The organism is Pseudomonas syringae pv. tomato str. DC3000 (assembly GCF_000007805.1).
In the GTDB taxonomy this organism is placed as follows: Bacteria; Pseudomonadota; Gammaproteobacteria; order Pseudomonadales; family Pseudomonadaceae; genus Aquipseudomonas; species Aquipseudomonas avellanae.
This window is the reverse complement of sequence record NC_004578.1, coordinates 711,695-737,345: the sequence shown is the minus strand read 5'-3', so window position 1 is coordinate 737,345 and position 25,651 is coordinate 711,695. Positions and strand designations below refer to the sequence as shown.

General features: G+C 58.4%; 27 protein-coding genes. 17 read left to right on the top strand and 10 right to left on the bottom strand.

Going from position 1 to position 25,651, the window contains the following annotated elements; genetic code table 11:
- The first annotated feature begins 2 nt into the window (after positions 1-2).
- Positions 3-527, top strand: coding sequence for a DUF3299 domain-containing protein (locus PSPTO_RS03600; protein WP_005769001.1), 525 nt, complete (start codon positions 3-5; stop codon positions 525-527).
- A 103-nt stretch (positions 528-630) separates the two neighbouring features.
- Entirely contained in the window at positions 631-1,317 is a 687-nt protein-coding gene (locus PSPTO_RS03595; protein ID WP_005768999.1) for an OmpW/AlkL family protein, read from the top strand.
- 170 nt (positions 1,318-1,487) lie between these two features.
- Here the strand turns inward: PSPTO_RS03595 and PSPTO_RS03590 are convergent, their stop codons facing one another.
- The 3 genes from PSPTO_RS03590 to PSPTO_RS03580 form a co-directional block, all read right to left on the bottom strand.
- Positions 1,488-2,417, bottom strand: coding sequence for an NAD-dependent epimerase/dehydratase family protein (locus tag PSPTO_RS03590; RefSeq protein WP_011103232.1), 930 nt, complete (start codon positions 2,415-2,417; stop codon positions 1,488-1,490).
- On the bottom strand, positions 2,410-3,294 hold the full coding sequence (locus PSPTO_RS03585) for a sugar nucleotide-binding protein (protein WP_032621927.1): 885 nt from the start codon (positions 3,292-3,294) through the stop codon (positions 2,410-2,412). Before PSPTO_RS03585 ends, PSPTO_RS03590 begins: the two co-directional genes overlap by 8 nt.
- Positions 3,295-3,455: 161 nt before the next feature.
- The gene (locus PSPTO_RS03580; RefSeq protein WP_005768994.1) at positions 3,456-5,759 is read right to left on the bottom strand and encodes a mechanosensitive ion channel domain-containing protein; all 2,304 of its coding nucleotides are present in this window, start codon (positions 5,757-5,759) and stop codon (positions 3,456-3,458) included.
- A 255-nt stretch (positions 5,760-6,014) separates the two neighbouring features.
- On the opposite strand from PSPTO_RS03580, the gene PSPTO_RS03575 reads away from it, so the two are divergent.
- Positions 6,015-6,833 (top strand): alpha/beta fold hydrolase, encoded by an 819-nt coding sequence (locus PSPTO_RS03575; RefSeq protein ID WP_005768991.1) that lies wholly within the window; start codon positions 6,015-6,017, stop codon positions 6,831-6,833.
- Positions 6,834-7,039: 206 nt separating this feature from the next.
- Here PSPTO_RS03575 and PSPTO_RS30620 read toward each other — a convergent pair whose 3' ends face one another.
- Positions 7,040-7,534 carry a hypothetical protein gene (locus PSPTO_RS30620; protein WP_005768988.1) on the bottom strand — a complete coding sequence of 165 codons (495 nt, stop codon included), beginning with the start codon at positions 7,532-7,534 and terminating at the stop codon, positions 7,040-7,042.
- On the opposite strand from PSPTO_RS30620, the gene PSPTO_RS30615 reads away from it, so the two are divergent.
- From PSPTO_RS30615 to PSPTO_RS03550, 5 genes are all read left to right on the top strand, one after another.
- Complete coding sequence (locus PSPTO_RS30615) at positions 7,533-7,805, top strand: energy transducer TonB (protein WP_310886642.1); 273 nt, start codon at positions 7,533-7,535, stop codon at positions 7,803-7,805. The genes PSPTO_RS30620 and PSPTO_RS30615 overlap by 2 nt on opposite strands.
- A 10-nt stretch (positions 7,806-7,815) precedes the next feature.
- Positions 7,816-8,508 carry a MotA/TolQ/ExbB proton channel family protein gene (locus tag PSPTO_RS03565; protein ID WP_005768984.1) on the top strand — a complete coding sequence of 231 codons (693 nt, stop codon included), beginning with the start codon at positions 7,816-7,818 and terminating at the stop codon, positions 8,506-8,508.
- 1 nt (position 8,509) lies between these two features.
- Positions 8,510-8,914 carry an ExbD/TolR family protein gene (locus PSPTO_RS03560; protein WP_005768982.1) on the top strand — a complete coding sequence of 135 codons (405 nt, stop codon included), beginning with the start codon at positions 8,510-8,512 and terminating at the stop codon, positions 8,912-8,914.
- 70 nt (positions 8,915-8,984) lie between these two features.
- Complete coding sequence (locus tag PSPTO_RS03555) at positions 8,985-11,291, top strand: TonB-dependent receptor (protein ID WP_011103229.1); 2,307 nt, start codon at positions 8,985-8,987, stop codon at positions 11,289-11,291.
- Positions 11,292-11,440: 149 nt separating this feature from the next.
- Entirely contained in the window at positions 11,441-11,608 is a 168-nt protein-coding gene (locus tag PSPTO_RS03550) for a hypothetical protein (protein WP_162491836.1), read from the top strand.
- Between the two features lie 41 nt (positions 11,609-11,649).
- Here the strand turns inward: PSPTO_RS03550 and PSPTO_RS03545 are convergent, their stop codons facing one another.
- From PSPTO_RS03545 to PSPTO_RS03535, 3 genes are all read right to left on the bottom strand, one after another.
- Positions 11,650-13,203, bottom strand: coding sequence for an IS66-like element ISPsy5 family transposase (locus PSPTO_RS03545; RefSeq protein WP_003409202.1), 1,554 nt, complete (start codon positions 13,201-13,203; stop codon positions 11,650-11,652).
- A gap of 17 nt (positions 13,204-13,220) precedes the next feature.
- Positions 13,221-13,580 carry an IS66 family insertion sequence element accessory protein TnpB gene (gene tnpB / locus PSPTO_RS03540; protein ID WP_003409203.1) on the bottom strand — a complete coding sequence of 120 codons (360 nt, stop codon included), beginning with the start codon at positions 13,578-13,580 and terminating at the stop codon, positions 13,221-13,223.
- Between the two features lie 442 nt (positions 13,581-14,022).
- Positions 14,023-14,442 carry a hypothetical protein gene (locus PSPTO_RS03535; protein WP_005768976.1) on the bottom strand — a complete coding sequence of 140 codons (420 nt, stop codon included), beginning with the start codon at positions 14,440-14,442 and terminating at the stop codon, positions 14,023-14,025.
- A gap of 423 nt (positions 14,443-14,865) precedes the next feature.
- On the opposite strand from PSPTO_RS03535, the gene PSPTO_RS03530 reads away from it, so the two are divergent.
- Both PSPTO_RS03530 and PSPTO_RS03525 read left to right on the top strand, forming a co-directional pair.
- Positions 14,866-15,585 carry a hypothetical protein gene (locus tag PSPTO_RS03530; RefSeq protein WP_005768974.1) on the top strand — a complete coding sequence of 240 codons (720 nt, stop codon included), beginning with the start codon at positions 14,866-14,868 and terminating at the stop codon, positions 15,583-15,585.
- 174 nt (positions 15,586-15,759) lie between these two features.
- Positions 15,760-16,530 (top strand): SDR family NAD(P)-dependent oxidoreductase, encoded by a 771-nt coding sequence (locus PSPTO_RS03525; RefSeq protein ID WP_011103227.1) that lies wholly within the window; start codon positions 15,760-15,762, stop codon positions 16,528-16,530.
- Between the two features lie 147 nt (positions 16,531-16,677).
- On the opposite strand, the gene PSPTO_RS03520 is transcribed toward PSPTO_RS03525, so the two are convergent.
- Positions 16,678-16,920, bottom strand: a complete 243-nt coding sequence (locus tag PSPTO_RS03520; RefSeq protein WP_005768970.1) for a hypothetical protein — start codon at positions 16,918-16,920, stop codon at positions 16,678-16,680.
- Positions 16,921-17,135: 215 nt separating this feature from the next.
- Between PSPTO_RS03520 and PSPTO_RS03515 the strand changes: the two genes are divergently transcribed.
- Positions 17,136-17,657: a hypothetical protein gene (locus PSPTO_RS03515; protein WP_011103226.1), complete on the top strand. Its 522-nt coding sequence runs from the start codon at positions 17,136-17,138 to the stop codon at positions 17,655-17,657.
- A 27-nt stretch (positions 17,658-17,684) separates the two neighbouring features.
- Here the strand turns inward: PSPTO_RS03515 and PSPTO_RS03510 are convergent, their stop codons facing one another.
- On the bottom strand, positions 17,685-18,815 hold the full coding sequence (locus tag PSPTO_RS03510) for an ROK family transcriptional regulator (RefSeq protein ID WP_005768966.1): 1,131 nt from the start codon (positions 18,813-18,815) through the stop codon (positions 17,685-17,687).
- 165 nt (positions 18,816-18,980) lie between these two features.
- On the opposite strand from PSPTO_RS03510, the gene PSPTO_RS03505 reads away from it, so the two are divergent.
- The 6 genes from PSPTO_RS03505 to PSPTO_RS03480 are packed head-to-tail and all read left to right on the top strand — an operon-like array spanning position 18,981 to position 24,808.
- Positions 18,981-20,417 (top strand): extracellular solute-binding protein, encoded by a 1,437-nt coding sequence (locus PSPTO_RS03505; protein WP_011103225.1) that lies wholly within the window; start codon positions 18,981-18,983, stop codon positions 20,415-20,417.
- Positions 20,414-21,307 (top strand): carbohydrate ABC transporter permease, encoded by an 894-nt coding sequence (locus tag PSPTO_RS03500; protein ID WP_005768962.1) that lies wholly within the window; start codon positions 20,414-20,416, stop codon positions 21,305-21,307. The genes PSPTO_RS03505 and PSPTO_RS03500 overlap by 4 nt, the downstream gene beginning before the upstream one ends.
- Complete coding sequence (locus PSPTO_RS03495) at positions 21,304-22,197, top strand: ABC transporter permease subunit (protein WP_005768960.1); 894 nt, start codon at positions 21,304-21,306, stop codon at positions 22,195-22,197. Before PSPTO_RS03500 ends, PSPTO_RS03495 begins: the two co-directional genes overlap by 4 nt.
- Entirely contained in the window at positions 22,194-23,300 is a 1,107-nt protein-coding gene (locus PSPTO_RS03490) for an ABC transporter ATP-binding protein (protein ID WP_005768959.1), read from the top strand. The genes PSPTO_RS03495 and PSPTO_RS03490 overlap by 4 nt, the downstream gene beginning before the upstream one ends.
- Before the next feature lie 6 nt (positions 23,301-23,306).
- The gene (locus PSPTO_RS03485) at positions 23,307-24,068 is read left to right on the top strand and encodes a glycerophosphoryl diester phosphodiesterase (RefSeq protein ID WP_005768957.1); all 762 of its coding nucleotides are present in this window, start codon (positions 23,307-23,309) and stop codon (positions 24,066-24,068) included.
- Positions 24,065-24,808, top strand: coding sequence for an inositol monophosphatase family protein (locus tag PSPTO_RS03480; RefSeq protein WP_011103224.1), 744 nt, complete (start codon positions 24,065-24,067; stop codon positions 24,806-24,808). The genes PSPTO_RS03485 and PSPTO_RS03480 overlap by 4 nt, the downstream gene beginning before the upstream one ends.
- A gap of 139 nt (positions 24,809-24,947) precedes the next feature.
- Here the strand turns inward: PSPTO_RS03480 and PSPTO_RS03475 are convergent, their stop codons facing one another.
- Positions 24,948-25,604, bottom strand: coding sequence for a hypothetical protein (locus tag PSPTO_RS03475; RefSeq protein WP_005768953.1), 657 nt, complete (start codon positions 25,602-25,604; stop codon positions 24,948-24,950).
- Between the last annotated feature and the right edge of the window lie 47 nt (positions 25,605-25,651).

Sequence of the window (25,651 nt, the reverse complement as noted above, 5' to 3'; positions counted from 1 at the left end):
TCATGATGCGGCGCATGCTACTCACTTTGCTGCTCTCGGTTACCACTCAGGTGTGGGCCGCCGAGCCGCGTGAACTGACCTGGAATGACATGATTCCGCCCGATGCACCCGTGGTGAAGCCGGTAACGGCGCCCATACACGATATGTCCAAGCTATCCGATGCACTGGCCATGGAGGCAGCGCCTGCGGCCCATCAACTGGCACCGCATGCGCCGGTGGTCAAGGCACTGGATGGCAAACTGGTGCGTTTACCGGGCTACATCGTGCCGCTTGAGGTCAGTGAGGAAGGCAGAGTGACGGAGTTTTTGCTGGTGCCGTATTTCGGCGCCTGCATCCATGTGCCGCCGCCGCCAGCGAACCAGATCGTGCATGTCACGAGTGAGCTGGGCGTGAAGGTCGATGAGCTGTATCAGCCGTACTGGATCGAAGGACCGATGCAGGCCAAGTCGTCGACCAGCGAACTGGCAGAAGCGGGTTATCAGATGCAGGCAGACAAGATTCTTGTCTACGAGTTGCCGGATTCATAAGGATGACGGGGTTCCCAGCGATTTCATTGAGCTGAGTCAAAGTCGCCGCTCGACAGCGCTTTAACATTCTGCCCATAAATTTTGACTGATCCCTGGAGCCTCCATGAACAAGCATCTGCTACGCGCATCTCTTGCCGCGCTTGCCCTCACAGCCCCGCTCGCGGCGAACGCCTACGAGAAAGGCGACTTCATCGTTCGCGCCGGTGCCGCCCACGTCCAGCCCAACGAAGACAGCGGTGAAGTCCGCCTGGACGGTGCCAAGGTTTCCGGCACCAAATCGACGCTGGATGGCGATACTCAGCTGGGCCTGACCTTCGCTTACATGCTCACCAACCATATCGGCATCGAGCTGCTGGCTGCCACGCCGTTCAACCACACCGTATCCGTCAAGGGCCTGGGCCCCGGGCTTGACGGCAAGCTGGCCGATGTCAAACATCTGCCGCCAACCCTGTCGCTGCAATACTACCCGATGGAGCCTTCGTCCAGATTCCAGCCGTATGCGGGCGTGGGCATCAACTACACCACCTTCTTCGACAATGACCTGACCAGCGATCGCAAGAGTCAAGGTTTCAGCAACCTCAAACTCAAGGACTCGGTCGGCCTGGCCGCCCAGTTGGGCATGGACTACATGATCACCGACAACGTACTGGTCAACGCCTCGGTCTGGTACGTGGATATCAACACCGAAGCGACAGTGGACGGCCCTTCTGCTTTGGCAGTCGGCCAGACCAAGGTCGATGTTGACATCGACCCGTGGGTGTACATGGTCGGTGTGGGTTACAAGTTCTGATCTGCACACTTTCAAACGCCACACACAAAGGCACCCTTATCGGGTGCCTTTGTTTTTTGTGGACGTTAATAGTTCATTTCGAAGTAACGGAGTATCGTCTTCGCGGACGAGTCCGCTCCTACATCGAGAGATCGCGGATAGGCGACGCATCGCCCGGTCCGTTCCTGCATTCACTGCCCTATCAGCAACTCAAGCCCGCGCTTCAAGGGAGTGACTTCATCGAGGGTGAAGTGTTCCAGCAGTCGCCGATTACTGGCGCGGGAGTGTTTGATGTCTCCCGAACGTGGCGCCTGGTAGGTGACTTGCGGCTGTTTGCCAACCACGTGCGACAGTGCCGACAACAGTTCATTGAGCGAGGTGGTGTTGTTCAATCCGACGTTGATCGCGCCTTCGATGGCGCTGTCTCGTGACAGAGCCTGCAACAGCAGCTTGAGCAGATCGCCCACGTAGAAGAAATCGCGTGTCTGCTCGCCATCGCCAAACACGAGGATCGGCAAGCCGTTCTGGAGGCGCTCGGCAAAGATGCTGATGACGCCGGAATACGGCGACGACGGGTCCTGGCGCGGGCCGAAGATGTTGAAGAAGCGAAAGATCACCGGCTCCAGGCCATGCTGGCGGCGGTAGAAGTCCAGGTAGAACTCGCTGGCCAGTTTGTCCGAAGCATAAGGGGTCAGCGGTGCTTTGGTGGTGTCTTCGGTGATCGCTTCGCCTTCGCCATTGTTGCCGTAAACCGCTGCGCTGGACGCGAAGATCACCCGCTTGATACCCGCCTCGCGCATCGCTTCGCAGACATTCAGCGTGCCGATGAAATTGCTTTGATGGGTGCGCACCGGGTCATCGACTGACGCCTGCACCGAGGCCACCGCCGCCAGATGAACGACCGCCTTGCAGCCCTGCGCCACACGCTTGACCAGTTCGGCATCGGCCACATCGCCTTCGATCAGTTCAACCCGTGGATTGTCCAGCGGCAGGTTGCTGCGCTTGCCCGCCGAAAGGTTGTCGAGGATGCGCACGCTGTGCCCGCTGGCGAGCAATGCGTCGGTCAGGTGCGAGCCGATGAAACCCGCACCTCCAGTGATCAGAACAGGAGCGTCAGACATGTCGATAATACCGATCCAGCAGGCTTGGCAAGCCGGCCCGCCAGGCGCGGGGCTTGATGCCGAAAGTGTGGAGAATTTTCTTGCAGGCGAGCACCGCGTGTTGCGGTTCTTCGGCTGCGTCGGGACGCGCGGCATGCGCCTGCGCGGTAGGCGACTCGATAGCCAGCGGGTGTAGCAGGCGCGCTTCGGTGAGTACCGCCTGACCCAGTGCCAGCGGCGTGGTCGCCTCATGCCCGGCGTAGTGGTAAGTACCCCACAACGGCGCTTCGCAATCGAGTTGCTTGATCACCGAAATGATCACCCGCGCGGCGTCGTCGACCGGTGTCGGGTTGCCACGTCGGTCATCGGCCAGCAGCAATTCGCCGGGTTCTTTGGCACGCGACAGAAAGCGGCCCAGTACACCGTCGGCGCTGTCATCCAGCAGCCAGCCGAAACGTACCAGCACATGTTGCGGGCAGGTCGCGCGCACGCTTTGTTCGATACGCCACAGCGCCTGGCCGCGCAAACCCAACGGCACGGGCTCGTCTTTTTCGCTGTAGGCGGTCGCCCGCGAGCCGTCGAACACTCGATAGCTGGAAGGCTGGAACAGCGTAATGTTGTGGTGCTGACACAGTTCGGCCAGGCGCTCGACAGAGCGTTCCTGGTGGGTCAGACGCGCTTCGCTGACACTCTCCGCCTGAAACCAGTCGAAGTAGTAAGCAAGGTTGATCAGGGCATCGGGACGGGTGTCGTCAAGCAGTTGCGTGAGGCTCGCCGCATCCCAGCCGTCTTGCGGTGGACGTGGTGCAAGGAAACCAATGTTTTCCTCGGCACCCAGACGAATCAGCGCCTGCCCGAGGGCATTCCCGCCGCCCAACAGCATAAGGCGCATTCGCATAGAGTCAGCAGGCTCGGTGTCAGATAATCAAACGAACAATCAAAAACGCCTGCAAACATAACACGTTGGCTGCCAACCCCCAACAGTTGCGCAGCCTGGCCGGTTAATGATGCCAAAACAAGGCGTTACAGCGCCTCCCTTATGGCCGACACCTTCAGTTATTAAGCCGCAGGCCCTGGCGCGCCGCCACCCTTGGGCAGACCCAGCGGTGCCGGTGCTGGCGCAGAAGGTGTGGCAGCAGCAGGGTCCGACGGTGCAGGAGGCCCTTCGGGTTCGGTGCCCGCTTGCGGATTGTTGAATCCCGGCCCCATGACCACCTGTGGATAAGTTTGCGAGAAACGCACGTTCGGGTTTTTATCCACAAGCCGCTTGAGGCGCTCGTTGAAGGCGCGCCCCACTGCGTACTGACCACCGGAAGAGGTCCGAAATTGCGCCGTTAACACCATGCCGTTGAGGTTCATGCTGTCTACGCCGAACACCTCCAGCGGCCCCTGCAGGTTGTGCTTGAGCAGAATGTCATCACTGATCGACTGCCCGGTTTCGCGGATCAGCGCCAGCGCATCGTCGATATCGGAGTCGTAGGTGAACTGCACCGAGAAGAACGCGTAAGCGAATTGTCGCGACTGGTTGGTGACCGCCTTGATCTGCCCGAACGGCACCGAGTGAACGAAGCCCTTGCCGTCCCGCAGGCGTACGGTGCGGATGGTCAGGCTTTCAACCGAGCCGGAATGGCCGGTGCTGAGCACCACCCAGTCGCCCACCGAGAACGTGTCTTCGATGATGATGAACAGGCCGGTGATGACGTCCTGCACCAGTTGTTGCGAGCCAAAACCGATGGCCAGACCGACCACCCCGGCACCCGCCAGCAGCGGCGCGACATTGATGCCCAGATTGGCCATGGTGGTGATCGCGCAGATCACCACCAGAATGATTTTAACGGCGTTGCGCAGCAGCGGCAGAATGGTCTTGATGCGCGTGCTCGGCTGGCGGCCGCTGCGATGGTTGACCGGCGGTTTGAGGGCTTCCTGAATCGCGGTGTCGAGCACCACCCACAGCAACCAGGTGACCACGAATATCAGGCCGATGCTGCTCAACGAGTCGCTGATCACCCGGCCCAGAGTATTGCGCTGGGCAAACTCGAACATCGAGAAGCCCCAGATACGCCCCAACACCTCAATGAACGTGATGGCCAGCGCAATGCGCACCACCGCATACAGCAGGCTCAGCAGGCGCGCCTTGTACACATGGCCGCCGCGCCCCAGAGATTCGTTCGGTTTGAACAGGTGCTGGAAGACCGTACTCAAAAACACCGTGGCGATCAGCAGAATGGTCGTGAACAACGCGCAACGCAGCGCTTCCTGACTGTCTTCAGCGGCACCGATGAGGTTGATCGCCGAGACCAGAATCATCAGCAGAATCGGCAGGTGCCACAGATTGGAGAATATCTTCAGCGACTGTTGCAGTGCAGGTCGTTGCAAGCGGCTGCCCAACGAGCGGTTACGGATCAGGTGCGCGACCGGGCGACGTACCTTGATGATCAGCATGCAGAACACCACCGAGGCGAACAGCCCGGTGAACACTGCAACGCTGGTGGTAACGTTACTGCCCAGTTGACGGGCGATCTGCGGGCTGGTCAGTGCATCGCTCAGCGCCGCCAGAAAGCCGACCACAAACAAGGGCCTTGGCGCGTAGCGGCGGATCATGCGCACCGCAGCGCGCTTGTGCCCGGAGTTGAACATCACGATCACGCAGAGCAGCACCGAGGTGGACACGATGCCGCTGCTGGTCGCGTAGGCAAAACACAGCGCCAGCGCACGGCCGACCGATGCCGGCATGAAGTGACTGACATACAGGGTCAAAGGCAGGCAGATGATCGCCGGCAATGTGAACGGCAAGACGTATTTGAGCAGCGCCTGGCTGCGCTCGCGAACATGGATAAAGTTGGTCCGGCACAGGCGAACGGCGAGGAAGCGTCCGAGGGTCGTCAGTACCGCGAACGAGCCGATCCACACAAACGACAGGGCGAGAAAGTCGCCCACGACACTCCACCCAGAGCGCGTCGTGCGTTTGTTGACCAGTTTTTCCAGTTCATCGGCTGCGCGGTCGGCGCGCAATCGCCAGGCGTCGAACAGGTTGTCATCCAGATTGAGCTTTTCCTGGACGTCATCGATGCTGGAGCTGATAGCCCCAAGCAAACCGCCTTGCACCAGAAGCTCGGCGGCCGGATCGGCTGCAGCAGGGTCGGCAGCAGCGTCTGATTTGGCATCGGTTTTTTCGGCGGACTTTTCATCCGGCTTGGCCGCTGCTTTGTCAGCAGCCTTGCCATCGGCCTTGTCGGCCGCCTTGTCATCGGCTGGCACCGCGGCGCCCATGGGCAGTGCAGGAACATCGGCCGCTTGAAGATTGAAACTGCCTGCCAATAACAACAGACCCGACAGGATCAGGATTTTCAGCTGAGACGCCACGCAGTTCTCCTTAAATGGACATGTCCGGGGGCTTTAGTCCCAAGGAACTGATTCCCGTTTGCCCGGCAAGTTCGGTTGTGGAAGGGAAATACGGTGAGCCAATGTTTCAAAAGCCGCCGTGGCACCGTGCATTTAGTCTTCCCGGCTGAACTATGCAAAGGGCTGAATGCCGGAATTATCGGGAGCTGCCAAATGCTCCGATGAGTCAGCCCGCAATGGCGCTGCCCGATCAATCCGACATCGAGAGGAATCTGCATGAGCACGTTCACCACACAAGATGGCACCGAGATCTATTACAAGGACTGGGGCACAGGCACGCCGGTACTGTTCAGTCACGGCTGGCCGCTGGATGCGGACATGTGGGAATACCAGATGGAATACCTCAGCAGCCGCGGCTACCGCACCATCGCGTATGACCGTCGCGGCTTCGGTCGGTCCAGCCAGCCGTGGACGGGCTATGACTACGACACCTTCGCCGACGACCTGGCCGCATTGATCGAGCACCTTGACCTGCGCGACGTGACACTGGTCGGTTTCTCGATGGGCGGCGGCGACGTGACGCGCTACATCGCCAAATACGGCAGCGAGCGGGTCGCCAAACTGGCCTTGCTGGGCTCGGTGACTCCGTTTTTCCTCAAGACCGAAGACAACCCGGAAGGTGTCGACAAGTCAGTCTTCGAGGGGATCAAGGACGGTTTGCTGAAAGACCGTGCGCAGTTCATCAGCGACTTCGCCAACACGTTTTATGGCATCAACCATGGCCAGAAAGTCTCCGAGGGCGTACTGACCCAGACGCTGAATATTGCCCTGCTTGCCTCGCTAAAAGGCACGCTGGATTGCGTCACTGCGTTCTCGGCAACGGACTTGCGTGATGACATGGCGAAAATCGATGTGCCGACCCTGGTGATCCACGGTGATGACGATCAGGTGGTGCCCTTCGAGGCCTCGGGCAAACGCGCTGCCGAACTGATCAAGGGTGCCAGACTGAACGTCTATCCAGGCGCACCGCATGGCTTTGCCGTGACTCACGCGCAGCAGTTGAACGAGGATTTGCTGGCGTTTGTCGCGAGCTGACACAGCCACTGTAGAAATCCCCTCGCCCGCCTCCATCGATAGAAAAACCCTGACCAAGCGGCAGTGGTCATAATTAATACACACACTGAGTATTAATATCGGCACCAGTTGAAACGAGCCCGTCGCCAACGCGCCGGGCTCGTACTCTTTCGCTGGTGAGCTGAACTCATGTCAACGCTGATCCTGCCCCGCCGACTACCGCCGCGTCAGTTACGCCACTGGCCAGAACAGCCAAACGGCGGCTGCCCGGTCGCCCCGTCTTCGCTGCGCGTGCCGCAACAGAACCCGGCGCAACCACGAGCATGGCCGCAAAACGCACTGGCGATCATGGTTGCGCTCGGTTTGCATGCTGCACTGGCGTATTGGCTGACAGCCGAGCACCGACAGGCGCCCGAACCCACGCCGCCAATGCCGATCACTGTGCAATGGGTGCCGCCGCCAGCCCCCGTGCCAGCCACGCAGCCCGTTTCACAACCGACGCCACAGCCTGCGGCCGAACCACAGCAGCAGGCTCCCGCGCCTGCTGCGCCTAACCCCACAGCATTGCCCAGGCCCAAAACGCAGGCGAAAACGGCCGCAGCAAAACCCGCCGCACCGACGCATTCCGCGGCACCTTCTACAGCACCGACGACACCTGCGCCCGCGCCAGCACCGTCGCCAGCTGCAGCACCTGCGCCAGCACAGACCACCACTGCGCCCATAGGCCGGGCCGGTTACCTGAACAACCCGCCCCCGGTCTACCCGCCCGCCGCTGCGCGCAGGCACCAGGAAGGCACGACATTGCTGCGCGTTCATGTGCTGCCCAGCGGACGTACCGATCAGGTGCAAGTGCTGCAAAGCAGTGGCGTCCCGGCGCTGGACGAAGCCGCGCAGGCCGCTGTCCGGCAATGGACTTTTATTCCCGCCAAACGCGGCGAAACCCCGGTTGAAGGCTGGGTCAACGTGCCCCTGGCTTTCAAACTCGCACCCTGAGGCTTACGTCATGAACACTGCTTATTCCGTACTCATCACTCAATCTTCGATGACGTTGCTGGTGATTTTCTCGCTGGTGACCTGGGCGCTGCTGCTCGGCAAAACTCTTCAGCACTGGCGACTGAGCCGTCAGAACCGGCGCTACTCGACGCAATTCTGGGCCGCCCGCGACCTGAAAAATGCGCTGCACCTGCCGCACAGTGAAGGCAGCCTGGCACGCCTGACCGACGCAGGCGCGCAGGCCCTCGCAACGCCGCACGACTCGCCGGACCTGGGCCACAGCTGGAATCGTCAGGACCTGCTGGAGCGCAGCCTGCGCCAGCAGATCCACAAGGAGCGTCGTCGCCTGGAGAGCGGCATGATCCTGCTGGCCTCGATCGGCAGCACAGCGCCTTTTATCGGTCTGTTCGGCACCGTCTTCGGAATCATTCACGCACTCACAGCGATCAGCCAGGCCAAGTCAGCGAGCATTGCGGTGGTTGCAGGGCCCATCGGTGAAGCCTTGGTGGCGACCGGCGTCGGTATCGCCGTCGCCGTGCCCGCCGTGCTGGCCTACAACTTTTTCGGACGACGCATGAAGCTGGTGATCGCCGACCTGGAGGAGTTCGCCGTGGACTTTCTCAACCTCTCGCAGCGCAACGCCTTCCGGTTGCAACCCGAGGGTCGCGACAAGGCAGCACCTAACCTGAAAGGAGTGAGCTGAGATGTCCTTCTCCACCTCCCATGACGACGATGCAATCAGCGACATCAACATCACGCCGCTGGTAGACGTAATGCTGGTGCTGCTGGTGACGTTCATCGTCACCGCGCCGTTGCTCAACAACTCCATCCCGCTGGACCTGCCGCAAACCGTCGCCACCACCTCACTGGACCAGGCAAGCCCCACAGTGGTGAGCGTCGACGCCAGCGGTGGTGTGTTCATTGACAGCCAGGCGGTGGCAATGGAGCAACTGCCGGACGCGCTGCAAGCCCTGCACGACCAAGACCCGGACGTCGCCGTCAGCCTGCGTGCTGATCAGGCGACCCGCTACGGCCGCGTCGCCCAAGTGCTGGCCGATGTGCAGAAAGCCGGCATCAGTCGCCTGTCGGTGATCACCGAAAGCCCCTGAACAACACTCGACGCTAAACACATGACCCGCCGCAAGCGCGGCCCCCTGACGCCTCCAGGAAACCCTTTTCATGAGCATTCGATCGATACCGCGCGCCTCCCGATTCCCCGTGACGCGTCTCGCGCTGCTGATTTCATTGAACTCACTGTGCCTGATCAGCCCGTTCATTCAGGCCGACGACAACGTGCCGGCACCTGTAACGCCGCCCGCCAGCGACGATGCCGCAGCCATGACGCTGGGCACCGTTTCGGTCATCGGTCAGGGCGAAACACGCCAGGTACAGCGCGTGACACAAAAGGATGTGAAGGCTTACTCCGCAGGCACCAGCCCGATGAAAATCCTGCAACGCCTGCCGGGCGTCAACTTCCAGTCTGGCGACCCGCTGGGCCGCGAAGAAGGCGGCCAGCGCATCAGCCTGCGCGGCTTTGACATGCACCACCTGGGCTACACACTGGACGGCGTGACGCTGGGCAACATGAGCTTCGGCAACTTCAACGGCCTGAGCATTACCCGGGCGATCATCGCGGAAAACATCGCAGCCAGTGAAGTAGCGCCCGGCATCGGCTCGCTGGGGACAGCGTCGAACAGCGACCTGGGCGGCACCCTCCAGTTCACCAGTTCCAACCCGGACAAGGCGTTCGGCGCACGGCTGTCACAGACTCTGGGCAGCTACGACACTTCACGCACGTTCATGCGTGTCGACACGGGCGAATACAACGGCCTGTCGGCCTACGTGTCTGGAGAGAAATACGACGCCGATGCCTGGAAAGGCCACAACAACCCGCAAAAATCCGACGCCGTGAACGCCAAGATCAACTACAACTTCGGCGACAACCGCGTGAGCTTTTTTCACAGCACCTCGTCCCACGACGAAGCCAACCTGCCGTCGCTGTCGCCAAGCATCATCCAGCGGCTAGGCTACAACTGGAGCTACTACACGCCGGACTGGACGCGCGCGGTCAACGCGGCCAATGGCATTTATACCGGCGGCGTGACCAGCGCAGGCGATGCAACCTACAACGCCAGCAGCCTGCGCGATGACGAACTGGACATCCTCAACGGCAACTTCTCGCTGACCGATGACCTGGTGCTGGACGCCACGGTCTATCACCACCACGACTCGGGCCGGGGCAACTCCTATTATCCGTTTGTCTACACCAGCGGCGCTACCACCGTGCCCAGCAACGCAATTCGCAGCACGGTTTACGGCATCGACCGAACCGGCTTTCAGAGTTCGCTGACCTACTTCCTGGGCCAGCACGAAATTCAGGCCGGGTTCTGGATTCAATCGAACAAGAACGACATTGCCCGTTATCTGTTCGATACCACCAATGCGACGCCGCAAAACCATATCGTCAAAACCAACGGCCTGCCGCTGGCGGCCACCGTGCTGGACCAGAGTTACAACGACCTGACACGACAGTTCTACCTGCGTGACACCTACACCCTCCTTGATGACCGGCTCAAACTTGAGTTCGGCGCAAAAAATACCGTGACCACCTCGACAGCCAAAGGCAAAGGTGGCGGTTATGCCAGCGGCTCGCTGGAAGCGCGTGACAGATTTCTGCCGCAGGTCGGCGCGACCTACAAACTCAACGACAGCGATGAAGTGTTCACCTCTTACTCGGAAAACATGGCGGCTTTTCCGAGTGGCGGTTACAGCCCGTTCTTCACCACACAGACTGCAGTCGATGCGCAGAACGGCTTCAAGGACCTGAAACCCGAAACCTCGAAAACCGTCGAACTGGGCCTGCGCCGCAGCACCAAGCTGTATTCGGCCTCCGCCGCGGTCTACAACACCAGGTTCGACAACCGCCTGGTGGCGATCACCAACTGCACCGGCATCGTCATCTGCCAGAACGGCGTGGCCAACGTCGGCTCGGTGACCAGTCGAGGCCTGGAGCTGTCATTGGGCCTGACGCCCAATGAAAACTGGCGCTGGTCCAACTCGATGTCCTACAACCACAGCACTTACGACGATGACTACGCCAGTGGCGGCAGCACCGTGCAGGTGAAAGGCAAGACCGTCGTCGATACACCGAAACTCATGTATTCGAGCAGCCTGGACTGGAACTGGGAACACTGGAACGCTGGCCTGCAAGGCAACTACATCAGCAAGCGCTATTACACCTACACCAATGACTCCAGCGTCAGTGGCTACTGGCTGGCGAACGCCAACCTCGGTTACGACTGCGGCAAACTCGGCGCCCTGAAAGACACCACCGTCTCGCTGAACATGGTCAACCTGTTTGACAAACGCTACATCTCCACCCTCAACACAGACGCCAGTGCGGCTGCCGATCCGTCAGGCAATTTGCAGATTCTGCAGGTAGGCACGCCGCGCAGCGCGTTTGTGACGTTGGGGGTGAAGCTTTGATATTTTGCTGACTGTGGGGAGCCTTGCTCGCGAAGGCAATCTTCCAGTCGATGCACGGTAAGCGTTGGTTGCCAGCCCTCATGGCGACGAACAGCGCATCGTGCTGCATACTCCGCACCTACCAAGCGCCGACCTTATCTGGACATCACATGACACCCAACGCAGAACTCTACAACCCGTCCACCGAATACGCCGACAAGCTGATTTCACGCATCGGGCAAACCCCCTCGTGGATCGCCAAACGCATCGGCGTGACAGACAAGCGCATTCGCTACATTCTTGATGGTGAGAGGACGGTAAAGGGCGAGACTACGTAAGCGATCCACCAACCACACCTACCATCAGATGCGGCTTCCGTTTATCTTGGCATTTCCGGTGAGCAGTTCCACGGCAGCAACGCCTCATAGTCGGCCACCGACTGCGCAAGTGGCAACCTCTCCAGTACGTGGCGCAGCCACGTATAGGGCTCCTGGCCGTTGACCTTGGCGGTCTCGACCAAGCTATAGATCTGTGCACTGGCGGTGGCGCCTTTAGGCGTGTCGCTGAACAGCCAGGCTTTGCGCCCAATAACAAACGGCTTTATTGCGCGCTCTGCCGGGTTGTTGTCGATCGGTAAAAAGCCGGCTTCCACGTAACGCTTCAGCCGACTCCAGTTATTCGCCAGATAACCAACTGCCTTGCCCAGCACGCTTTGCGGCGTCACGTGGGACTGAGTTTTATCCAGCCAGCTTTTCAACTGAGCCAAGATTGGCAGGCTTTTCTCCTGCCGACCGGTAAAGCGCTGTTCGTCGCTGCCGTCTTTCAATTCGCGCTCGATACCGTACAGCTTATTGATCATCGTCAGCGCGATATCGGCACGCCCGGTCTTGCCCTTAGGTTGCACTTTTTGTGCTTCGACAAATTTGCGCCGCGCATGGGCCATACACGCCAAGCGCTCCACGCCCGGTTGTAACGCCAGCGCGTTATAGCCCGCGTAATCATCAGTCATCACATAGCCGCGATAACTTTCCAGCAGCCGTAACGGTACGTCCTGCGCGCGGCTGGAAGTGTAGTCGAACAATACGACTTTATGATCTGGAGGCCCGCTGGCCTGTACCCACATCCAGGATTGGCTGGTCGGGTCTCGATCTGGTTCTTTCAGTACCTGAACGCGGGTTTCGTCACAGTGGATGACCGGGCTTTCCAGCAATCGATCACGCATCAGATTTAACAGCGGCTGCAAATGTTCGCCGCACTGGATAATCCAGCGGGCCAACGTTTGACGCGGGATTTCTATGCCATGTCGGCTTAGCACCGTTTCAAAACGATGCAGCGGCAAGCCGTCGACATACTTGGTGGTCAGCAGCATGGCCAACACGCTGGGGCTGGCCATGCTCTTTTCAATCAACTGCGCAGGCTTGCCGGCTGTGACCGGTGCCGACTCACAGCCACGACAGCCGTAGACTTTGCGGATGTGTTTGATCACCCGAATCTGCATCGGCACGATATCCAGTTGCTCGCTGGTTTCCTCGCTGACGACATGCTTGCGGCAACCGCAGGCACAGGTCAGTTCGTGTTCGGGCAGCTCGTGGATGACTTCAATGCGCGGCAGATCAGCCGACAGTGGCTTGCGCTTGCCACGGCGTGGCGCAGGAGCAACTACTTCCTCATCAGCATCGCCGACCGGGAGCATAGGCTCGCTTTCAGGTTCATTGAACAAGGCAAGTTGAGGGGTATTAGGCTCGACGGTTTGTTCGGACTTTCGACCAAAAATACGGTCACGCAGCAGCTTGATCTGCTCTTTGAGATCAACGATGTGAGTGGCGTAGGCGTCTTTAACTTCCTGTTCGCGCGAGCGTGCTTCGTAGCTCTCAAGCAGCATCTGTTTGAGCAATACGGGATCGTCAGGAAGGTTGTCGGGCAATGGTCGCATGCCCTGGATTATACCCGTCAGGCAACAAACCTTGGAGTCAAAATCTTATGAGGACGGTTGCGCCACAGATCAAATCCATCCAGCAGCCAATTCAATTCCTGAACCGTCAGCACAATGGCTTCGTCGACATCATCTGGCGAGATTTTGAAACGCTCGGACTCGAGACGCTTGAGCCAAAGGCAGAAGCCGTTACGCTCCCAATACAAAATCTTCACTCGATTCCGGGATTTGTTGAGAAAGACAAAGAGCACCGGATCAAAGACCGCCACTTTAATATCCAACTCGACCAAAGCAGCTAAGCCATCGATGGATTTTCTGAAATCCACGGGTTTGGGATAGAGGTAGACTTTCTCGACTTTGGCGTCGGGTCGCATCATGGTGCTGGCTCCTGAAAGAAAACGGGAGCACAGCATCAGGCGTCAGCCAGTGGCTTGAAATGTGGGGTTCGTGGATCGGATACGAGACTACGCCGATTCAGATGACGTATACCGAGCAGTTTGCGCTGGAGTGCCTTGTGGCCGAGGCTATCGCGCTGAGGAGGTAGGCGTTTGTGTGGGGTATGGTGCAAGCTGGGATTTTGTTGCAGCTCTTGCTGGCTATCAGGTCTGCATAACTGGAGGTCGCAGTTAGCTGTAAAAGACCGCTATCGAACGAAAACGACGTTCAACTTGAATTCATGTTCTGCAAAGACCTGTCTACGTCAGTAAATTCAGCTTTATCGCGAGTATGCTGTTGAGACCTCCTGAAGGGCAAATGCGTCACCCTCCAGGAAAGCTATATGAGTGTTTAGCGCGAACGGCCAAACGTTTACGGCACTCCTTACTTGCGATAGCTAGTATCTTGCCCGCCAAATGGATTGGGGGTGCCTCTCGACGAGCGACCATCGCTGTAGCGAGTATCTTGTGCGCCAAGAAGGTTCTCGCTGCTTTGCGACCAAGTGCCGTTACTGTTGACGGTATCTTGTCCGTGAAAAACGTTAGCGGTGCTTCTTGAGGTCGTACCATCGCTGTAGCGGGTATCTTGCCCGCCTGAAAGATTAGCGCTGCTGTGCGACGTGCGACCATCGCTGTAGTTAGTGTTTAGCCCGCCCATGCCATTAGCGCTGCTGATAGAGGTCGTTCCATCATCGTATCTGCAGGTATAGCCGCCGGACAAATTCGCACTGCAACTGTCGGCCAAGGCCTGATACAAGGGAGAAACAAGAAGAATCGACCCCAATAGAACAACCTTAAGTTTCATGAAAGCTCCGCTCAAAAGGAATCGAATCACAAGCAAGGTCGATAGACCGTGCGACCGCACACGAACATTTATTTTCTGGCAAACAGGAGCGCTTATGAATACTTTAGTTTCTCAGACTCCTTTAAATTTTGGCGATTGGAGCACCGGGCAAAACTACGAAAGTAGCAAAATGCTACCATTTATACAGACTGAGTAACCCACACTAAGTTTCCACTACAAAAACTTATTTTTTTATCACGCGCAACCATGGCGCTTCCTGCGGTGATTGCCCCACCCAGGGAACGAGGGCGATGCTTTCCATGACGTCTTTTTTGGGTCGCTTTCCGCCGGTCGCGAAAGGCAGTCGGCCTGAAGCAGTCTTGGACTGTGTATGCTTCAACCGCCAAGCTAACCGTTCAGCCCACGGCGAGGGCCTATCAGCATATGAAGTCATTCTACGAAGACATTCGAGATTTCTTGACCAGCAGCATTGTCGTGGGTGATCTGACTTTACCGACGCACTATGCAAAACCTGAGCGCTTCAATGACTTTCAAGCGGGCTTTCGCACGCATGGTAATACCGACGAAAGCCTGGTCTCCGACGCTGAGGGCGACTGGAAACCCGAATGGTATGTCATCGCAATGACCGGGCTGGATGATCCCGTTTTCCTTGCCGTTAACGAGGCTGGAAGTGGTTATCCGGTCTATACCGCAGTCCACGGTGCCGGACGATGGGATGCCATTCAGATAGCACCGAGCCTCGCAGCTTTTGGCCGCCTGCTGAAGGCATTGGCGGAGGTGAATGAAGACACCTTCGAATTCAACCGCTTGATCATGGCTGAGGTCCGCTTTCCGAATGAATACTGGCGTGAGGTCATCGATACGCGTCAGGAGACAGCGCTTTTGGAACAATCTTCCCCTGATATTAGTGACTATAATCCAGTCGACTTTGAAAGAGGCAACCTGATCGTAAGTGATCCAGGCCCCCATAAGCTGAAGGTTGTTCAGATCGTCAGCAAATGTCGCGGATTGCCGTTGAAGGACGCGCTGGCACTCGCCGGAGCGCCCGAGTTAAAGGCCGCAAGTGGCACCAGAGGCCAACTGCACAGCTTGCGCGCACAACTTGAGGCGGCAGGTGCGACGGTTGAGTTTCGGCCTGATTAATAGCGACGCGCATTACACACGCAGAGCAGTGGATCGGTAAGTTTTTCGTCAGATGAGTATTCATCAGTATCAAGTCGCTTTCGTTCAGGTCTCTATTTGCAAGCAACCTTCTACTTGAACGTCATGCCGTGCCCCGAAGTCAAAAAAACTCAGCCATGCTCCTCAAGGTGCCTTATGAGTTTGATACCCGAACTGAACAGCAAAGCTCACGTGCTGATAGGCGGGGCCAGCCGAGGCATAGGCTTGGCACTGTGTGCGGCTTTGCTCGCGCGCGATGATGTGGCTCTGGTATGGGCGGTAGCGCGAAAAGCCAGCAGCTCTATAGAACTGACAAAGCTTGCAGAACAGTATGGCCAACGCCTGAAACGAGTCGACTGCGATGCGTGCAATGAGCAAGCACTCGAAGCACTCGTGAGCGAGACGCTTGAGGGGTCCGATCATCTGCATCTCGTTATCAGTACGTTAGGCATTCTCCATCAGGACGGCGCAAAAGCAGAAAAGGGCCTGGCACACGTGACGCTTGCGGGCCTGCAAGCGAGCTTCGCGACCAACACCTTTGCACCGATCCTGCTGCTTAAACACCTACTCCCGCTATTGCGCAAACACCCTTCGACCTTCGCGGCGCTCTCCGCGAGGGTTGGCTCTATCGGTGATAATCGATTGGGTGGCTGGTACAGCTACAGAGCCAGCAAAGCGGCGCTCAACCAGTTGCTGCACACCGCCAGTATCGAATTGAAACGCCTGAACCCTGCCTCTACTGTCCTGGCAATACACCCAGGCACGACTGATACGGAACTGTCCCGGCCATTCCAGGCGAACGTGCCTGATGGACAACTATTCGAACCGGCTTTCTCCGCGGATCGCATTATTGCGCTGATAGAAGTACATGGTCCGGCCGACAGCGGGACCTTCTGGGACTGGAACGACAAACCCATTGTCTGGTGACTTATTTCACTCGCGATAACAAGATCACTATCAGCCCGGCGCGGCTATCTGACCAGATGTTTTCTGGCCAGTAGCTGCCGTCGTCACCTTGCGTTGCCGATAACTAGCAGGTCGAAGGGCCGAGTCATCACCATGACAGATGAAGGCTTAGAATCGACGGAATGACCGTACCTCTTCCTCACTCATACGTTTTCCATCCGGCATTATTACTTCAAGAGTGGATTCAACGAGTGGCGGCTGCGGACGAACGGCTTGCTCGCTTGCCCTTGCCTCGACTCTGCGCTCAATCATGGAGGGGTATCTGGAAGCAATCAAAATAATAAGCCCCACAGGAGCGAAGATCACCATCAACGTTCTCAACACTTCAAGCCGTTCACTGCGCTTATCCATAAGCTACTCCTTTTTTTCCACTGGACTTGGCTGCGGTCACCTATCATACGTCAAACCCAGGCAAGCCAGGCGCTGTACGAAAACTAGACCTTATTCCCGTCAGAATTTCTGAGATATAGTGACCTGGTAACACGCAGGCAGGGACAATCAAAAACGGGCTGCACGAGCGAGTGAACGTGCCGCACGAATGAATAAGATTTGATCAGGAGATCGATTTGGCAATCACCCCACCCTTGGCCGCTAAACGGCCTGACCATGCATGTGGCTATGTTAACCTGAGCCTTCCACACCCGAGGGCGATGCGTGCCTACGTATTATTCAGCCTACTGTTGGCGAGCACCCTTAGTCTTGACGCTATTGCCGATCAAACAACTCCAGACAGCCCAGGATTGACCCAATTCGAAATCGCAGGTCGGCAGCTCAGCCTGAGCAATGAGAAGGGCCGTTGCGTACTTAACCGAGCGGGCGATCCCCCTGTAAAAATGGACATGCAATGGCCATGTCGCTTCAGTGAGAACAAACAGCTCAACGTGCGAATCGAAGACCATCGGCAGTCGTTAGTCTTTATGGTCGAGCGCAGCGTCCCTATGCCTGCACCCAGTACGGATTGCCTCACAGACCTTCAGGCTGTTCGCCTTTTCAAGGGTCAACTTGAAATAGCACCCTCAATACGTGTAGGCGGCTGCGGTCCCGGCCTCTGGGATCAAAAACTATTTATTTGGTATTTCTCTAAATAATATTTCAAAAATCAGATGTTATACGTTTCAAACAAAAAACCGCTCCTTCAAAGGCACCAACGCCGCCCCGATAGCCGCCGCATCCCCATTGGTTTCACTCAGCAATAACCGAGGCCTTGGCGGTGGCGAGTTATACCGATGGGTCCCCCAGAAAGTCGTCGCCGCAATCAGGCGCTTCCCCAGTTCCGCCGGCAATTGCCCACCAAACACCACCGCCTGTGGATCAAACAACCCCGCCAGCGCATTGACCAGCCGGTCCAGCGTTGGCTGGATTCGTTTCAACCAGGTATCGACACCGGGCCAGTTGGGGTCGAAGCGCAGGCGCAGGTCTTCGATGGAATCCACTTGCACGCCTTTCTGATGCAGTTCTTCCAGCAAATAGCGCAACGCCGGGCGGTTTATTGATTCTTCATCGTTGTAGAGGGTGATCTCGCCTGCGTTGCCGTGGCTGCCGAAGTACGGTTTACCGTTGATGACCACGCCTGCGCCGAAACCGAAGTTGAACGACAGGTAGATGAAGTTGCTGGCCCAGGCGCCAACGCCCACCAGGCTTTCGCCGATGGCGGCTGTGGTGGCGTTGTTTTCCAGCCAGACCGGCATGCCGAAGCGTTCTTCGAGTACTGGCTGCAAGTCGATCAATGACCAGTCGCGCAGCGGCTCCGGTGCGTTGATCTGGCGGTTTTCAAGGAAGAATCCGGCGATGGCGAAGCCCATACCGATGACGCGGTCCGTCTCGATGCCGTTACGCTGAAGCATGCGTTCGATGGTTTTCGCCAGCGAATCCAGCGTGCTGTTGCGGCTCAACGGCGGCGTGCGCAGGGTGACTTGTTCCAGCACGTTGCAGCCCAGATCCGCTACGCAGACGACTGCTGAGTCGGTGTTGATCGACACGCCGATGGCATACACCGCCTCGTTGACCAGTTCGATGCGCGGGCTCGGTTGGCCTCGGCCGTTCTTCACGCGCTCGCCGCTGCGCAACAGGCCACGACTGATCAACTCTTCGATCAGGCGGTGTACCGACTGCTGCGCGAGGTCCATTTCGGCCGATACCGTGGCGCGGGTGATCGCGCCTCGACGACGAAGAATGTCCAGCAGTTTGCGTTCATTGAGGCTCAACGGTTGGTGCGAAGAAAGGGCAGTGTCGAGGTCGAGAGGCATGGAATCTACAAATCAAAGGAGGATTAAAACAGTCGGCGTGTGGAGCAGTTTATCGCTCGTCGCCAATTGCGCACTTCAATCATGAAAATTTAATAAAAATCGAGCAGGTCACAAATACTACACACAAGCTGTATTAAATGGCAGTCAGTTCTTGTGAGTGCTCCCATGCCTTTCATCAGTAGAATTTTTTCCGTACTGGCACTGCTGCCGCTTGCCACTCAGGCGCTCGCCGCACCCGCCGAGTTCTGGTACAGCCACAGCGGTGCGGCGGCGAGCGCCATCGCAGACGTGTGCAGAAGCTTCAATGCGCAACGTGAGGAAGGCGATCGCCTGCACTGCATTCGCCAAGGCACTTATGAGCAGACGTTGCAGAAAACCGCCGCCGCCTATCGCGCCGGCATAGGCCCGGCACTGGTCGAGATTTATGACGTCGCCACGCCGGACATGCTGCTGGGTGGCGCTACGCATGCGGTCGATACGGTGATGGCCGATCATCAACGAGCCTATTCAGATGACGCGTTTCTACCCGCATTGCGGCGCTATTACTCTGATGATCACGGCACGCTAGCGGCCCAACCCTTTGCGGCCTCGACAGCGGTGTTTTACACGCACCGAAAAGCGCTGGCTGCAGCGGGTATCAGTGAACCGCCTGCCACTTGGGAAGCTTTCGATACTGCCTTGCGGGCCTTGAAGAGAAGTGGCCACACGTGTCCTGTCGTAACTGAGTTTTCCCCGTGGATCTGGCTGGAACAGACCAGTGCCGCACAAGGCACGCACGTCGCGATCCGCGCCGCAGGCACTGACCATTATCAGTTCGACAAAGGCACGCACGTGCGCCTGATGACCGACCTTGCGCGGTGGACCGCCGAAGGCCTTGTGCGGCACCAGGACTCGACCCGCAGCGGCCAGCAGGGTCTGGCGTTTGCCACCGGCGACTGCGCCATGCTGCTGGATTCAACAGGCAGCTGGAATCTCATGCACGGTGATCTGGAGTCTGATATCGAGGTGAGCGCACTGCCGATCTACGCTCAAACCCAGCGCCGCGCCAACGTCCCCGGCGGCTCTTCGCTGTGGGTGATGCGCGGGCATTCTGTGCACGATTATCGAGTGGTTTCGGAATTTCTGGCGTTCGTACTGCAACCGGATAACCAGTTGATGTTCAGCGCACGGACGGGTTACCTGCCGGTCACTCAGGCTGCGGCTGCGCGATTGCAATCCAGCACAAAGAAGCCCTCGGCGGTGGCGGTCGGGCTCGCCGCACTCAACGATATCGACGGGGAGCCCTCTGCTCCGTTGCGCTGCGGCTTTATCACGCTGATGCGCTTGATCTGGTCGCAGGAAATGGAAAATGCGCTCGCAGGCCGTCAAAGCGTTGATAACGCACTGCGCCAGACAACGATGCGCGCCAACGATCTGCTCAGCCTGTTTCAACAGATGCACCAGGCTCAGGCCAGCAACTCAGCTCTAGACACACATCCTGCGACGCTTCGCTTGCTCGCGAAGAGGCCCGTACAGCCCTCGGAAATTGGGCGCGCGGACGATCGCTTTGGCGAGCAAGCTCTCTCCGACAAGAATCTCCACTCGAGCGAGGTAACGCCATGAAGGCGGGTGCGCATTTTCCGCAACCGCGTTTGGCGCTGCTGTTCGCGCTGCCGCAGTTGCTCGCGCTCGGGCTGTTTTTCTATTGGCCTGCGCTCCAGGCACTCTGGTGGTCGTTTCATCTGGTGCCCCCCTTTGGCAGTCACGAAATCTTTGTCGGCTTGAGCAATTATTGGCGGGTACTGAAAGACCCCGGCGTGCTCGCATCGCTGGGCTCGACGCTGGTGTTCAGCCTGTCGAGCGTGATGCTTTCGATCCTTATCGCGTTGGTGCTTGCGCTGTGCCTTGAGCTGAGGTTGCGTGGCAACGCGGTGTTTCGCAACCTGCTGATCTGGCCCTACGCAGTATCGGGCGCGACCATCGGCATTGTCTTTCACGTGCTGGCCAATCCGGTGATGGGCATTTTTGCCTGGCTCAACGCGATCGCCCCCGGTACCTGGGCGCCCTACGCCATCCCCGTGCAAAGTATGCTGCTGTTGATCGCGGCGTATGCCTGGTGCCTGGTGCCGTTCAACTTTGTGATGCTGGTCGCCAGCCTGAAGTCGGTGCCGGACGATTACCTCGCCGCTGCGGCAATGGATGGAGCAGGCCCCTTGCGCCGCATGCTCGATATTCAATTGCCACTGATCGCGCCGTATCTGCTGTTCGTGTTCGTCATCGACCTGCTGGAAAGCCTGTCCAACAGTTTCGGACTGGTCGACACCCTCACTCACGGCGGGCCGGGCGATACCACCAACGTGTTGGCCTACAAGATTTACACCGACGGTTTCATGGGGCTGGACCTGGCCGGATCATCGACACTTTCCGTGCTCATGCTGTTGGCAGTCGTGGCGTTGAGCGTTGCACAGTTCAAGCTCATGTCGCGCTTCAAACGCCGTGGGGTGAAAACATGATCAGGCACAGTCGGCTGCTCGATGCAGTTGCCTACTTACTGCTGACGCTGGGTCTGGTGTTCGCGTTGGGGCCGCTGTATATGGCGGTCTGCTCGGCGACCGTCAGTAACTCGCAGCTGTTCACTTACGGCCTTGCGGTCGTGCCCGGCGACCAGTTGCTGGAGAACCTGCAGCAGGTTACCCGGCGTCTGGACTTGCTGCGTTTGCTGGGCAACAGCCTATTGGTCGCCACGCTGGTGGTGATCGGCAAACTGGCGCTCTCGGCCTTGACCGCCTTTGCGGTGGTGTACTTTCGCAGCCGTTACACGTCAGTGATTTTCTTCGCTGTACTGGGCGCGCTGTTGCTGCCGCTGGAGGTGCGCATCATCCCCACGTATGCCGTGGCCAGTGATCTCCTCGGGCCGCTGCGCACGGTATTGCGATGGCTGGGCATCCAGTGGCTGCCGGTGCCGACCATTAATCTGCTCGACAGCTACACCGGCCTCGCCCTGCCCCTGATCGCTTCGGCCACCGGTACTTTTCTGTTTCGGCAGTTCTACCAGACCCTGCCCGCCGAACTGGTCGAGGCCGCGCGAATGGATGGCGCCGGGCCGTGGCGCTTTTTCATCGACATTCTGCTGCCGCTGTCGAAGACCAACTTCGCTGCGCTGGGCACGCTGGTGTTTATCGGCGCCTGGAAAGACTACCTGTGGCCGCTGGTGGCGACCAACCGCGAGGACATGCGCACGCTGGTGCTGGGCGTCGCCAGCTTTCTGCCGACCGATGCAAGTCAAATCCCTGAATGGAACCTGCTGATGGCCGCTGCAGTGGTCAGCATGCTGCCCCCTATCCTCGTCATTGCGCTCATGCAGCGATGGTTCGTCAAAGGCCTGATCGGAGTCGGTAAATGAACGCGCTCGCCCCCATTACCTGTGCGCCGCAGATTGTCACCAAAGGGCTGCACAAAACGTATGGCACCGGGCACATCCTTCATGGCCTGGACCTGACCTTCAAGGCTGGCGAACGGAACGTCATCCTCGGCCCGTCGGGGTGTGGCAAGTCCACACTGTTGCGCATGGTCGCCGGGCTGGAGGACGTCAGCCAAGGGCAGATTCTGATGGGCGGCCGCGACGTCACACGTCTGCCGCCCAAGGAACGTGGCTGCGCAATGGTGTTTCAAAACTATGCGCTCTACCCGCACATGAGCGTGGCCGACAACATTGGCTATGCGCTCAAGCTGGCCGGTGTTTCGCGCAAACAGCGCGAGCAGCGCGTACGGGAATGCGCCAGCTCGCTGGGGCTGGAGGACCTGCTGCAACGCAAGCCCGGCGAGCTGTCCGGTGGTCAGCGCCAGCGCGTCGCCATCGGCCGGGCGTTGATTCGCAAACCGCCGGTGCTGCTGTTCGATGAGCCGCTGTGCAACCTGGACAGCGCATTACGCCATGAAATGCGCCTGTTGATTCGCAGCCTGCACCAGCAGACCGGCGCAACCATTCTGTATGTCACCCACGATCAGACCGAAGCCATGACGCTCGCCGAGCGGGTGGTGATTCTCAACCAGGGCCGTGTCGAGCAGATCGGTACGCCCGCCGACATCTATGATCAACCCGCCAGCACATTCGTCGCCCGCTTCATCGGCACCCCGCCGATGAACCTGCTGCCCGTAACCTGTCTGGAAGACAACGTGCTGATGCTCGCAGATGGGCAACGCCTGCCCATAAAGCTCGGTATCGGCGCCATCCGGACAGGCAAATGGCTGATGGGGGTGCGACCCGAGACCTTCACGCTGGATCAGAACGGCGTGACTGCCGTGGTGGAGTCTTCGGAAAATCTCGGCAGCCACAGCCTGCTGTATTGCAAATTGGCCGGCACACGCTGCGTGGTCAGCCTCGCCGACCGGCACCACCTGACGCCCGGCACCCAGGTGCGGCTGGCGATCAATCCCACGCCCCTGCTGTTCGATATGGAGAGCGGCCAACGCCTGCTCGTTTCCTTCTCACACACCGCCAAGTGACCCGCCATGCCCAAATCTGCTCCCCTCGTCCGCTCGTCTCTGATTGCCCATCGCGGCGCCAAGGCTTACGTGCCGGAAAACACTTTGCTGGCCCTTGAGAAAGCTGCCGAGTGCGGCGCGAAGTGGGTCGAGATCGATGTGAAACTGACCCGTGACGGCCAGCCTGTGGTGATTCATGACGACATGCTCGACCGCACCACCAACGGGCGCGGCGCTGTCGTGCTTCATGATCTGAGCGCCATCCGCACGCTGGACGCCGGCGGCTGGTTCGCAGCGGAGTTCACTGGCCTGCAGGTCCCGACATTTGAAGAAATAGTGGCCTGTGCGTTACGCCTCGAGCTCGGCCTGCAGGTCGAACTCAAGCCGACGATTGGCGACGACGTCGAGACGGCGGAGGTGGTCATGCCGATCCTCAAAAGCCTTTGGCCTGCCGACAATGATCAGCTATTCGTTTCCAGTTTTTCAGTGCGCTCCCTCACTGCCGCTCGCCGGTTATGGGCCGACGTACCACTGGCCATCGCCTCGGTGGTGGCCCCTGCTGACCCGGTCGCACTGCTGGCCGAATATGACTGCCGAATACTTCACGTACTTGACGATATGCTCGATGACCATCACCTTGTTCGCCTGAAAAGCAGCGGCGTCGAATTCGCCGTGGCTACCATCAACAGCCCGAAACGCGCACGCTACCTGCTTGAACACGGCGCGCAATCGATTCTCAGCGATTACCCGGACCTGTTGAACCTGCCAAACGGAGGCTGCCTGCAATGAACAACCGACTCAGCGTCGCCATGCAAGCCGTAGAAAAGGCCACTGGCCTGGCTATGGCGTATTTCAACGACCGCCACACCCTCGACATCACCACCAAAAGCGCGCAAGACCTGGTCTCCCGCGCCGACTTTGAAGTCGAACAACTGCTTCGTGCAGAACTGGGCAAACACTTCCCCGACGATGCAATCCTTGGCGAAGAATTGGGCGGTGAATTTATCACCGACGGCTGGGTCATCGACCCCATCGACGGCACCGGAAACTATCTGCGCGGCACACCACTGTGGGGCATCGCCGTCGCTTACATGTCGGCAGGCGTGCCTGAAATAGGCGTCGTCGCCTACCCGGCCCTGGGCTACACACTGGCCGCCCGTACCGGCGATGGCTTGCTGCGCAATGGCATCCCCTTCGTGCGCCCGCAACCGCCAGAGTACCTGCGCATTGCCGGCATTGGTGAAAACACACGTTGGGACGCCGAAGAGCTGGGGCAGCTACAACTGACCTTGCGCCAGCAAGGCTGGGGCCTCGCCGGCTATCGCTGCGCCACCATCGGCCTGGCCTTCGCTGCACTGGGGCAAACGGATGGGTACATGGAGAAATTCACCAGCCTGTGGGACATCGCTGCGGGTGCGGTGATTTGTCGTGAGGCGGGGTTGTTGTGTGAAATCGAGGGCGAGCAGAAGCAAGGGTCCATGACAGTGATGGTCGGGCGTGAGGAGTTGATGGGGATTTTTGCGGGGTGATCGGCTAGAACGCACATCAGTCCAGCTAACGTCTGCAGACATTCGTACAGCCAAGGCTCGATAAAGAAAAATGCTTTATCGAGCCCCTCGCTGAGCATCGAACCTAGTGAGAACCGCATCATGGGGTTTCTACAACGCCTCAGCGGTTCGCACGAAAGAACGAAGCAACATCATTGAACCTGACGCCCATTTCGCGCATCGCCTGATGCGCGTGTCTCGCGGTGATCTGTCGGACATAAAAAGGTTCGCCGACGACAAAGTGATGAATCCCGTGAGTCGAGCCGAAATTGGCGCAAAACAACTGCAACGGCCAGAACCATGGGTTATTCAAGACCTGTGTCTGAGTGATAAAGTTTTTAGGGTCGACATCACCATAATAATGAATATTTGAAGTAATGAAGTGGAGACAAAAGCTTCTCAGTACATTGGGGGCAATGAGCACGACGACCAGCGTATTCATTAAAGCCACCCACGCACTTAGCCCATGAGTTTCGGCATAGAACCCCGGCGCGCCATTGAAGTAATCCGCGGTATGAAACACAAGAAAAACATACCATATACTCCAGCTCAACACGGTAAGCAGAATATAAGCCCTGGCGCCCGTCAGCAGAAGCCTGACCTTGTTTTTCCACCCGGCTTCGCGCGCGATCATCACTGAGGTTGAAAGCATCAGGTCGCAGATCATGAAAAATCGCAGGACACCCCACGGCGTGCCTTTGGACAGCGTACGCTCCTCCAGATCAGCCTCAGTGCCCGAAAACTTATGGTGATTGAAATGCTGCCGGCGTGGCAGCAATGCTTTCCAACGAGTCCATGTCAGCTCCTTCGCTCCATGCCAATGTA

Excerpts from the sequence above, each read along its gene's own strand:
- PSPTO_RS03565 (WP_005768984.1), top strand. The coding sequence starts at position 7,816 with ATGAACACTGCTTATTCCGTACTCATCACTCAATCTTCGATGACGTTG.
- PSPTO_RS03595 (WP_005768999.1), top strand. The coding sequence starts at position 631 with ATGAACAAGCATCTGCTACGCGCATCTCTTGCCGCGCTTGCCCTCACA.
- PSPTO_RS03535 (WP_005768976.1), bottom strand. The coding sequence starts at position 14,442 with ATGAAACTTAAGGTTGTTCTATTGGGGTCGATTCTTCTTGTTTCTCCC.
- PSPTO_RS03560 (WP_005768982.1), top strand. The coding sequence starts at position 8,510 with ATGTCCTTCTCCACCTCCCATGACGACGATGCAATCAGCGACATCAAC.
- PSPTO_RS03500 (WP_005768962.1), top strand. The coding sequence starts at position 20,414 with ATGAAGGCGGGTGCGCATTTTCCGCAACCGCGTTTGGCGCTGCTGTTC.
- PSPTO_RS03505 (WP_011103225.1), top strand. The coding sequence starts at position 18,981 with ATGCCTTTCATCAGTAGAATTTTTTCCGTACTGGCACTGCTGCCGCTT.
- PSPTO_RS30620 (WP_005768988.1), bottom strand. The coding sequence starts at position 7,534 with ATGGGCGCAGTGGTGGTCTGTGCTGGCGCAGGTGCTGCAGCTGGCGAC.
- PSPTO_RS03480 (WP_011103224.1), top strand. The coding sequence starts at position 24,065 with ATGAACAACCGACTCAGCGTCGCCATGCAAGCCGTAGAAAAGGCCACT.
- PSPTO_RS03555 (WP_011103229.1), top strand. The coding sequence starts at position 8,985 with ATGAGCATTCGATCGATACCGCGCGCCTCCCGATTCCCCGTGACGCGT.
- PSPTO_RS03520 (WP_005768970.1), bottom strand. The coding sequence starts at position 16,920 with ATGGATAAGCGCAGTGAACGGCTTGAAGTGTTGAGAACGTTGATGGTG.
- PSPTO_RS03575 (WP_005768991.1), top strand. The coding sequence starts at position 6,015 with ATGAGCACGTTCACCACACAAGATGGCACCGAGATCTATTACAAGGAC.
- PSPTO_RS03490 (WP_005768959.1), top strand. The coding sequence starts at position 22,194 with ATGAACGCGCTCGCCCCCATTACCTGTGCGCCGCAGATTGTCACCAAA.
- PSPTO_RS03495 (WP_005768960.1), top strand. The coding sequence starts at position 21,304 with ATGATCAGGCACAGTCGGCTGCTCGATGCAGTTGCCTACTTACTGCTG.
- PSPTO_RS03525 (WP_011103227.1), top strand. The coding sequence starts at position 15,760 with ATGAGTTTGATACCCGAACTGAACAGCAAAGCTCACGTGCTGATAGGC.
- PSPTO_RS03510 (WP_005768966.1), bottom strand. The coding sequence starts at position 18,815 with ATGCCTCTCGACCTCGACACTGCCCTTTCTTCGCACCAACCGTTGAGC.
- PSPTO_RS03585 (WP_032621927.1), bottom strand. The coding sequence starts at position 3,294 with ATGCGAATGCGCCTTATGCTGTTGGGCGGCGGGAATGCCCTCGGGCAG.
- tnpB (WP_003409203.1), bottom strand. The coding sequence starts at position 13,580 with ATGATGCGACCCGACGCCAAAGTCGAGAAAGTCTACCTCTATCCCAAA.
- PSPTO_RS03545 (WP_003409202.1), bottom strand. The coding sequence starts at position 13,203 with ATGCGACCATTGCCCGACAACCTTCCTGACGATCCCGTATTGCTCAAA.
- PSPTO_RS03485 (WP_005768957.1), top strand. The coding sequence starts at position 23,307 with ATGCCCAAATCTGCTCCCCTCGTCCGCTCGTCTCTGATTGCCCATCGC.
- PSPTO_RS03530 (WP_005768974.1), top strand. The coding sequence starts at position 14,866 with ATGAAGTCATTCTACGAAGACATTCGAGATTTCTTGACCAGCAGCATT.
- PSPTO_RS03590 (WP_011103232.1), bottom strand. The coding sequence starts at position 2,417 with ATGTCTGACGCTCCTGTTCTGATCACTGGAGGTGCGGGTTTCATCGGC.
- PSPTO_RS03600 (WP_005769001.1), top strand. The coding sequence starts at position 3 with ATGATGCGGCGCATGCTACTCACTTTGCTGCTCTCGGTTACCACTCAG.
- PSPTO_RS03550 (WP_162491836.1), top strand. The coding sequence starts at position 11,441 with ATGACACCCAACGCAGAACTCTACAACCCGTCCACCGAATACGCCGAC.